A 989-nucleotide genomic window follows, 5' to 3' on the forward strand; every position below is an offset into this window, starting at 1 on the left:
ATTGCTTCTTTCGCAACGCGAGCTGCTGCTTCATAACCGATATGAGGGTTCACGGCTGTAATAATTCCTACACTTTTCTCAACATACTCTTTTAAGCGATCTTCATTCGCTTCAATTCCTTTTAAGCAATTATCTGTAAAGGCACGGAAACCGTTATTCATAATGCTAATCGATTGAAGTAAGTTGAAAACAAGTACTGGTTCCATAACGTTTAATTCTAATTGTCCTGCTTCTGAAGCAAGGCAAATTGTATGGTCATTACCAATTACTTGGAACGCAATTTGATTAATTACTTCTGGCATAACAGGGTTTACTTTCCCTGGCATAATAGATGAACCTGGTTGACGAGCTGGTAACATAATTTCCGCTAAACCAACACGCGGACCTGATGCCATTAAGCGAAGGTCATTCGCAATTTTAGACATATTCATCATACATACTTTAAGCGCTGCAGATACTTCAGTATAAGCATCCGTATTTTGCGTCGCATCTACTAAATCTTCTGCACCAACAAGCGGTAATTCACTAATTGCAGCTAAATGTTTTACAACTGCTTCAATATATTCTGGATCTGCATTTAAGCCTGTACCAACTGCAGTTGCCCCCATATTTACTTCATATAAATGTTGACGCGATTGTTGAATTCGTTTCATATCACGTTCAAGTACGCGAGAGTATGCTTTAAACTCTTGTCCAAGACGAATTGGCACCGCATCTTGTAAATGTGTACGACCCATTTTAATAACATGGTCAAACTGTTCTGCTTTTAATTCAAATACATCATGCATATAACCCATCGTTTGTAATAAGCCTTCTAATGCATTTAACGTTGCGATATGAATCGCCGTTGGGAATGCATCATTTGTTGATTGGGCCATATTTACATGACTATTTGGACTAATATAATGATAGTCTCCCTTTTCCATTCCTAATAATTCAAGAGCACGATTGGCAATGACTTCATTTGCATTCATGTTCATTGAAGTACC

At 37.9% G+C, this 989-nt stretch carries 1 protein-coding gene; it reads right to left on the reverse strand.

What is annotated here, in order from left to right; all coding sequences use genetic code 11:
• On the reverse strand, window positions 1-989 hold a 989-nt coding region (locus ACQGS6_RS29280; protein ID WP_426966097.1), incomplete at both ends, for an aspartate ammonia-lyase.

Origin of the sequence: Bacillus sp. GMs2/2 (assembly GCF_050172095.1) — a bacterium.
Classification (GTDB): Bacteria; Bacillota; Bacilli; order Bacillales; family Bacillaceae_G; genus Bacillus_A; species Bacillus_A cereus.